Consider the following 5,504-nt stretch of genomic DNA (forward strand, 5'->3'; position numbering starts at 1 on the left):
GCCGTCACCGCGGGAGGAGAGGAGCTGCATCTGGTCGCAGACGATTTCGGTCGTGTAGTGGTCCTGGCCGTTCTGGTCCTGCCACTTGCGGGTGCGCAGACGGCCTTCGATGTAGACCGGGTTCCCCTTATGGAGATATTCCTTGGCCACTTCGGCCGTGCGGCCGAACATGACGACGCGGTGCCATTCGGTCTCGGAGACGAGTTCCTGCGTCTGCTGGTTGCGGTAGCGGCGCGTGGTCGCGATCGAGAGCTGCGCGATGGCGCGGTTGCCCTCCGCGGTGTAGCGGACGTCGGGGTCCGCGCCGAGATTGCCGAGAAGAATGACCTTGTTGACGGAAGCCATAACTATACCCAAAAACTAAAAATTTACTTACACATCAAGGGCTTCGCCCGTTTCGTGCGTCGTCCTGCGGGGCTCTTTGAGGTTCCTCGCACCGACGAACCAGATGAGCATAGCAAAAGCCGCCGCGGCGAATACGGCCTCCGCGGAAAAATGTTCCGAGATCCACCCGCCCAGAGCGCCGCCCACGAAGAGGCCGATGTTCTGTGTCGTGTTGTAGATGCCGAGCGCCAACCCCTTATCGGCTTTGGGCGACGCGCGGGAGATGAGGCCGGGAAGCGTCGCTTCGAGGATGTTGAAGCAGCCGAAGAAGAGCGCGAGCAGGAACGCGATCTCCCAGACGGAGTGCATGAGGAAGACGAAGAGGACGAAGACGACCGTCATCACGAGGATGATGATCCGCTGGAGCTTCGTCACGGCCCCGGCGCGCTCGGCCCAGCCGATCGGCTTCATCATCACCGCGAAGCCGAAGAGCACCGCCGGAAGGTAGATGTACCAGTGGTGGAGGACGGGAAGCCCCATCGATTCGAGGCGGCCCGGCACGACGACGAAGAGCGCGGTCAGAACCGCGTGGAGGATGAAGATCCCCAGGTTGAGCCTGAGGAGCTGCGGGTCGAGCGCGATCTCCTGCCAGGGGCAGTGCGCTTCGACTTCCGAGCGCCCGGTCTTGGGTTCTTCCGGCGGCGTCACCCAACGGACGACGCCGATCGCGCTCACCGCGAGGATCCCGGTGATGGTGAAGAGCCCGGAGACGCCCCAGAGTTCGGTGAGTGGCGGCGCGATCACAAGCGAAAGGGCGAACGTGAGCCCGATCGAGGCGCCCACCAGCGCCATCGCCTTCGTGATGACGCGCTCGCGCACGGCGTCCGAAATGAAGGCCGTGACCGCGGCGGAAATGGCGCCCGCTCCCTGGAGCGCGCGCCCGAGCATCACGACGCCCAGATGGTCGGCGCACGCGGCGATGAAGCTCCCGATCGCGAAGATGACGAGCCCCAGGACGATGATGGGCTTTCGACCCCAGCGGTCCGAGGCCCAGCCGTAGGGGATCTGCAGAATGCCCTGCGTGAGGCCGTAGATCCCGAGCGTGACCCCGACCCAGAAGTGGTCGTCGCCGCCCGGGAGCTGATGCGCGTAGACCGCAAAGACCGGGAGGATCAGAAAGTTCCCGAGCATGCGCAGCGCGAAAATGCCCGCAAGCGAGAGACTCGCGCGGCGTTCCTTCGGCGTCATGCGGTGTGCGGTGTCGGTGGTGTTCGTTCGCATCGTTCTTGGCGGCTCGTATTTCCGGGATCCGGTCGGTGTTGGGGGTGGTTGGAGACGTGCCGGGCAGTCTATAGTAGAAATTTCGCATTCAACCTTAAGGTCAAGGTCAAACCGTGGACGTCATTTCGGTCCGGGGCGCCGCCACGCACAATCTCAAGCACGTCGACGTCGATCTGCCGCGCGGGAAGCTCATCGTCATCACGGGGCTTTCGGGCTCGGGGAAGAGTTCGCTTGCGTTCGACACGCTCTATGCCGAGGGGCAGCGCCGCTACGTCGAGAGCCTCTCGGTCTATGCGCGGCAGTTCCTGGAGCTGATGCCGCGCCCCGAAGTCGAGTCGATCGAAGGGCTCTCGCCCTCGATTTCGATCGACCAGAAGAGCGCGGGGAGCAATCCGCGCTCGACCGTCGGCACGGCGACCGAATTGGCGGACTACCTGCGCCTCCTTTTTGCGCGCGCCGGGACGCCCCACTGCCCGACCCACGGTCTTGCGCTTCGCGCCGACCCCGTGGCGGCGATGGTAGACCGCACGCTCACGCTCTCGGAAGGCGTGCGCCTCATGGTGCTCGCCCCGATCGTGCGGGGCGGCCAGAAGGACGTCGGCCGCGAAATCGAGCCGCTCTTCGTGAAGGGCTTCACGCGCTTCCGCATCGACGGTGAGGTCGTCATGCTGGAGCGTGCGCCGCTCCCCGGGGAGTTCGAAGGCGCCAAGGACGCCGACGTCGTCGTCGACCGCCTGCGGGTGAAGCCCGACGTGCGCGAGCGGCTCTCGGAGAGCTTCCAGAGCGCCGCCGAAATTTCGGGCGGCCGCGTCATCGCGGCCGAGATGGACGGCGACGCCGAGTACGCCTTCACGACGCGCTACGCCTGCCCCGAGTGCGACTTCACCGTGGGGTCCTTGGAACCCCGGCTCTTCTCCGCCAACAGCCCCGTCGGGTGCTGTCCCACGTGCCGCGGCACCGGCGTGAGTTCGGACTTTTCCTTGGAGCGCATCCTGCGCGATCCGACCGCGAGCCTGGAGGGCACCGCCCTTGAGGGTTGGGGTCCGATGTCGGGCGCCAACTGGGCGAAGTTGGTGCGCCTTTCGCAGACCGCGGGCTTTTCGCTCTCGACCCCCTGGCGCGAACTCTCCGAAGACGTCCGCAGCATGGTGCTCTACGGGGGCGGTGCCGCGGAGCGGCTCGATCCGCCCTTCATCGGGGTCGTCAACGAACTGCGCCGCTTCTGGGCGCAGTCGGACAATCCCCTGCGGCGGGCGCTTGAGCGCTTCCGCGCCGAGGTGACCTGTACCGACTGCGGAGGTTCGGGACTCTGCGAAACCGCGCGCCACGTCCGCCTGGGCGAAGGCGACGCGATGAGGACGCTCCCTGAACTGAGCGCCGAGAGCCTCTCTTCGCTCGACCGCTACTTCGCCGACTTCAGGCTCTCGGGCGCGAAGGCGCAGGTGGCGGACCGCATTCTCTCCGGCATCACGTCGAGGCTCCGGTTCCTGAACGACGTCGGCCTCGGCTACCTCACGCTCGGGCGCCGCGCTGACACGCTCTCCGGAGGCGAGAGCCAGCGCATCCGTTTGGCGAGCCAGATCGGCTCGGGCCTCACCGGCGTCCTCTACGTTTTGGACGAACCCAGCATCGGGCTTCATCAGCGCGACAACGACCGCCTGATCGAAACGCTCCGCCGTCTGCGCGACCTCGGGAACACCGTCGTCGTGGTCGAACACGACGAGGACGCGATCCGCGCGGCGGACTTCGTGGTCGACATGGGGCCGGGCGCGGGCGAAGCGGGCGGCCGGATCGTCGCGGCGGGGACGCTCGCCGAAGTGACGGCGAATCCGGAGTCCTTGACGGGCCGCTACCTCTCGGGGAACGTCGCGAAGCGCCCCCCGCGCCCCGCGTTCGACGCGAAGGCCGCGGATTGGCTGGAGTTGGTCGAGGCTTCCGGGCACAACCTCAAGGACGTGACGCTGCGCATTCCCATGGGCGCGATGACGACCGTCGCCGGGATCTCCGGCTCGGGGAAGTCGTCGCTCGTCCTCGACACGCTGCTGCCCGCCTTGGCCGCGCACTACCACCGCGCGCAGACGGTGCCGCTTCCCCACCGCGAAATCCGGGGGCTCGAGCACTTCGACAAGGTGATCAGCGTCGACCAGAGCCCGATCGGCCGCACACCCCGCTCGAACCCCGCCACCTACACGGGGCTCTTCTCGGCGATCCGCGACGTCTTCGCGCAGACGCTCACCGCGCGCGAGCGCGGCTACGACGCGCGCCGCTTCAGCTTCAACACGAAGGGCGGACGCTGCGAAGCGTGCCAGGGCGACGGCGTCGTCAAGGTCGAGATGCAGTTCCTCCCCGACATCTACGTCGCGTGCGACGTCTGCGGCGGGAAGCGCTACAACCGCGAAACGCTCGAAGTCCGCTACAAGGGGTTGTCGATCGCGGACGTGCTGGAGCTCACCGTCGAGGAGGCGATTCCGTACTTCGACGCGCATCCCGGCATCGTGAGGAAGCTCGAGACGCTGCGCGACGTCGGGCTCGGGTACATCCGCCTGGGGCAGAGCGCCACGACGTTCTCCGGGGGCGAGGCCCAGCGCATCAAGTTGGCGACGGAACTCGCCCGCACCGACACGGGCCGCACGCTCTACATCCTGGACGAGCCGACGACGGGGCTTCACTTCGCCGACGTCGATCAGCTTTTGGACGTGCTGCGGCGGTTGACCGCCCTCGGGAACACCGTGCTCGTGATCGAGCACAACCTCGATGTTTTGGCCTCGAGCGACTGGGTGGTCGACATGGGGCCGGGCGGCGGCGACGAAGGCGGCCGGATCGTCGCCGAAGGGACGCCCGAAGACGTGGCGGCGAATCCCGCGAGCGTCACGGGGCCGTACCTTGCTAAACTCATCCCCAAGCACCGAAACGGCGGTTGATGTGGAAAAGCCGGGGATTTTGCGTGAAGCCTTTGATTTTCAAAGACAAAAAATGTGGATAACCCCGTGAATAACTTGGGGCCCGGCGGTGAGACGGGCCCCAAATTCTTGTGGAGAAGGGTCGGATCAGTCCTTCGTCAACATCGATTCAAACCGCCAGCTGTCGCGGCACATGTCGTCCAGGGTCCTCGTTGCCTTCCAACCGAAGAGCTCCAGCGCGAGGGCGGGATCGGCCCAGTTGGCGGCGATGTCGCCTTCGCGGCGGGGCGCGAATTCGTACGGGATCTTCCGCCCCGAGGCGCGCTCAAAGGCGGCGACGACTTCGAGCACGCTGTAGCCGCGCCCGCAGCCCAAGTTCACCGCGCGCCAACCCGTGTGCGCGCACACGTAGGGGAGCGCCGCGGCGTGGCCTTCGGCGAGGTCCACGACGTGGATGAAGTCGCGCACGCCGGTGCCGTCGGGCGTCGGGTAGTCGTTCCCGAAGATGCGCAGGCGCTCGAGGCGCCCGTTCGCCACGCGGGCGACGTAGGGGAGAAGATTGTTGGGGATGCCGTTCGGGTCTTCGCCGATGAGGCCCGACGGGTGCGCGCCGATCGGGTTGAAGTACCGCAGGCACATCACGCTCATCCGCTTGTCCGCGCGGCAGACGTCGGCGAGGATCTCCTCGATGTGAAGCTTCGAGCGCCCGTACGGATTCGTCGCCTCGCCCGTGGGGCAGTCTTCCGTGAGGGGGAGCTTCTCAGGAGTCCCGTAGACGGTCGAAGACGAGCTGAAGATGAGGCGCTTCACGTCCGCGGCGCGCATGGCTTCGAGGAGCTTCAACGTCCCCGCGGTGTTGTTGTCGTAGTACTCGATGGGCTTCTCGACGCTTTCGCCCACGGCCTTGAGGCCGGCGAAGTGGATGACGGCCTCGATCGACTCGCGGCGCAGCACGCGCTCAAGAAGAGCCGCATCGCGGATGTCGCCCTCGACGAAGAC

At 66.5% G+C, this 5,504-nt stretch carries 4 protein-coding genes; 1 reads left to right on the forward strand and 3 read right to left on the reverse strand.

Annotated elements, in window-relative coordinates:
• Positions 1–345: single-stranded DNA-binding protein (ssb, locus tag HMPREF9440_RS03530; protein WP_008541563.1), on the reverse strand; the 345-nt coding region annotated here is incomplete at its 3' end.
• 27 nt (positions 346–372) lie between these two features.
• The gene (locus HMPREF9440_RS03535) at positions 373–1,605 is read right to left on the reverse strand and encodes an MFS transporter (protein ID WP_008541564.1); all 1,233 of its coding nucleotides are present in this window, start codon (positions 1,603–1,605) and stop codon (positions 373–375) included.
• A 113-nt stretch (positions 1,606–1,718) separates the two neighbouring features.
• Between HMPREF9440_RS03535 and uvrA the strand changes: the two genes are divergently transcribed.
• Complete coding sequence (gene uvrA, locus HMPREF9440_RS03540; RefSeq protein WP_008541565.1) at positions 1,719–4,526, forward strand: excinuclease ABC subunit UvrA; 2,808 nt, start codon at positions 1,719–1,721, stop codon at positions 4,524–4,526.
• A 126-nt stretch (positions 4,527–4,652) separates the two neighbouring features.
• Here uvrA and galE read toward each other — a convergent pair.
• A partial coding sequence (gene galE, locus HMPREF9440_RS03545) for a UDP-glucose 4-epimerase GalE (protein ID WP_008541566.1) occupies positions 4,653–5,504 on the reverse strand: 852 nt, incomplete at its 5' end.

The organism is Sutterella parvirubra YIT 11816 (genome assembly GCF_000250875.1).
GTDB lineage: Bacteria > Pseudomonadota > Gammaproteobacteria > Burkholderiales > Burkholderiaceae_F > Sutterella > Sutterella parvirubra.